The organism is Arthrobacter sp. Dra40 (assembly GCF_059091905.1).
The window spans coordinates 1-3,100 of the sequence record NZ_JBNHHB010000381.1; the positions used below are offsets into that span (position 1 = coordinate 1).

The window sequence follows — 3,100 nt, forward strand, 5'->3', positions numbered from 1 at the left end:
GCACCTGGGCCCCGGAACAGGGAGGAGCCCGGAACAGGGAGGAGCCCGGAACAGGGAGGAGCCCGGGTCAGGGCTTGCGCAGCGTAAAGGAGTCGGTGAAGGCTCCGCCGTCGGCGCTGACAAACTTGGCCGTCAGGGAGTCTTCGGTTGCCTGAACCGCCAGGAACCCGTGAGTGGGCTCCAAGTTTTTCCCGGATTCGGCAGCGAAGTACGGTGCCTCCGCATCCGAGCCGTTGACATCGCGCAGCGTTTGCCCGCCGGTGCCGACGGTCGCGAAAACCGTACCGGCCCCTGACTCGAAGTCTCCGTCAGTGTCGGAGATGCAGGCGGGATTGCTCTGCCCGGGCAGCAGGGCGGGGCAGTGTGGGCCCAGCGCCAGTTGGTGGGTGCGTTGGTAGAGGTGTTCGTGGCCGTGAAGGACCAGGTCCACCTTCCGGTCCAGCAGCAGATCGGTGAGGGCAGGACCCGGGTCGCACTCATAGATGCCCATCGACTGACAGGGTTTGTGTGAAGCGACCACGACCCATGGAATATCCGCCGCCCGGGCGGAGTCGATGGCTTTGGCCGTCCATTGGTAATGCTCGTTGCCCGGAACGTAATCCCAGAGACCCGAGCCGGCAAAATCCAGCCCCGGCGAAATCAGGATCAGCCGAAGCACGGGATCCCGCTGCGGGATGTCGACGAACCATTGGCGCCCGTAGACGCCGTTGATGCCGGGCAGGCGGGGAGGGAGGCAGCGTGCGAAGTCATCAATGAAACCGTTCCGGCCGTCGCTTTCGTGGTTTCCGGAAACCAGCAGCAGGGGAATGTCCGGCCCCAGATGGTCGGTGACGAAGCTGCACCACGCCGGCTCAGCGCCGGGAACCCCATAGGACAAGTCTCCGAGGGCGACGCCGAACCGGGGACGGCTTTGCGCCATCGCGCCTAGGACGCGGGCTGCGGCCTCCCCGCTGCCGAAGTCTCCGGCTGCCGCGAATTGCACCGTTGTGGCTTCGTGCCGGCCTGGTCGGGGCGAGATGCCTGCCGTGCCGCCAGGAGGCGTGGGATGGACGGACGGGGTTGTCGGCGGTGCAAGCTCACCGGAAGTCATGGTGGGCCCGGCAGGGACTTGGGAGGCAGGGGCGGGAGATCCCTGCCCGGGGCCGGCGCAGCCCGATAGCAGCAGGCCGGTTAGTGCCAGGGCCACCAGTCGAGCCGGACGCATTGGAACCTCCTCGCCGCGGACTACTTGCGGCAACTGGCCCTGGCTGGCAGGCTCCCGCGGCCGTTGCCGGAGGCGCGCCAGTCCAGGTGCTGCCAACAAAAGCCGTCAAACACCGTTGGCGTGCTCTGGAGGCTGCCGGAGCTGGGCTGATGGCTCTCGCCGATGCGCCCTGCTGTTCGTCAAGCCTACGGCGGGACACCCGGAAACCGAACCTGTCGCTGTCGGATAGTCGCCCGGCTTCCTTGGCGAATCCTGACCCTGCTGCGCCGGTAGACTGAACAGGAAAAGCATTCCATCCGCGTAGGAGACTCATGTCTGAGATCAATCGTGCGGCGGTGGCGCATTTGGCGCGCCTGGCCCACATTGAGATGACCGCCGAAGAACTGGACAAGATGGCCGGCGAACTCGACGTTATTGTCGATTCGATCAAGTCCGTCCAGGAAGTTGCCAGGCCCGATGTGCCGGCAACCTCGCACCCCATCCCGCTGGCCAACGTTTTCCGCGAGGACGTGGTGGGCGAGACCTTGAGCCAGGAGCTGGCCTTGGCAAACGCGCCTGACGCGGCTGACGGCCGCTTCAGGGTTCCGGCGATCCTGGATGAGGAGTAGAACGCACCGATGAGTAAATTGATTACCAACAGCGCGGCCAAGCTTGCGGAACTGCTGGCCGCTTCGGAGGTGTCCTCTGTTGAGGTTACCCAGGCGCACCTGGACCGCATTGCCGAGGTCGACGGGGACGTCAACGCCTTCCTGCACGTGAACACGGATGAGGCGCTCGCCGTGGCCGCGGCCGTGGACAAGGCCCGGGCTGCCGGCGAGGAGCTGCATGCCTTGGCCGGTGTCCCGATCGCGATCAAGGACCTGATTGTCACCGTGGGCCAGCCCACCACCGCAGGTTCCAAGATCCTTGAGGGCTGGATGAGCCCTTACGACGCCACCGTGATCAGGAAGATCCGGGCCGCCCGCATGCCAATGCTGGGCAAGACGAACCTGGACGAGTTCGCGATGGGATCCTCCACCGAGCACTCCGCCTACGGGCCCACCCGCAACCCCTGGGACCTGGACCGGATCCCCGGCGGTTCCGGGGGCGGCTCCGCTGCTGCAGTGTCCGCTTTTGAGGCGCCGCTGGCGCTGGGCACCGACACCGGCGGCTCCATCCGCCAGCCGGCCGCCGTGACCGGGTCAGTGGGCGTCAAGCCCACGTACGGCGGAGTGTCCCGCTACGGAGCGATTGCCATGGCCTCGTCGCTGGACCAGATCGGTCCGGTCACGCGCACTGTGCTGGACGCCGCGCTGCTGCATGAGGTCATCGGCGGGCACGATCCCGCGGACTCCACCTCCCTGCCCGATCCTGTAGGAGCGCTGGTCGAGGCCGCGAGCAGCGGCGACGTCCGCGGGATGCGCATCGGCGTCATCAAGGAACTGCAGGGCGAGGGCTATTCCGCCGGAGTGCAGGCCCGTTTCGACGAGGCGCTGGAATTGCTGCGCGGCGCCGGCGCCGACGTCGTGGAGGTGTCCTGCCCGAACTTCAAGTACGCGCTGGGCGCCTACTACTTGATCATGCCTTCGGAGGCCTCTTCCAACCTGGCCAAGTACGACGGTGTCCGCTACGGGCACCGGGTGCTGCCTGAGGAAAACCCGATGACTATCGAACGCGTGATGGGGGCAACCCGCGCCGCAGGTTTCGGCGACGAGGTCAAGCGCCGCATCATCCTGGGCACCTACGCCCTGTCCGCCGGCTATTACGACGCATACTATGGCTCGGCGCAGAAGGTCCGGACGTTGGTGCAGCGCGACTTCGCCGCCGCGTTTGAAACCGCCGACGTGCTGATCTCGCCGACCGCGCCGACCACGGCGTTCAAGCTGGGCGAAAAGCTGGACGACCCGATGGCCATGT

At 66.5% G+C, this 3,100-nt stretch carries 3 protein-coding genes; 2 read left to right on the forward strand and 1 reads right to left on the reverse strand.

Annotation, left to right across the window (positions count from 1 at the left end):
- Positions 1-67 precede the first annotated feature (67 nt).
- Positions 68-1,204 (reverse strand): metallophosphoesterase, encoded by a 1,137-nt coding sequence (locus AC5RWT_RS36105; protein ID WP_494084420.1) that lies wholly within the window; start codon positions 1,202-1,204, stop codon positions 68-70.
- A gap of 311 nt (positions 1,205-1,515) precedes the next feature.
- Here AC5RWT_RS36105 and gatC point away from each other — a divergent pair, with 311 nt between their 5' ends.
- A complete protein-coding gene (gene gatC, locus AC5RWT_RS36110) occupies positions 1,516-1,812 on the forward strand; it encodes an Asp-tRNA(Asn)/Glu-tRNA(Gln) amidotransferase subunit GatC (protein ID WP_494084421.1) in 297 nt (98 codons plus the stop codon).
- Positions 1,813-1,821: 9 nt separating this feature from the next.
- On the forward strand, positions 1,822-3,100 hold a 1,279-nt coding region (gatA, locus tag AC5RWT_RS36115), incomplete at its 3' end, for an Asp-tRNA(Asn)/Glu-tRNA(Gln) amidotransferase subunit GatA (RefSeq protein WP_494084422.1).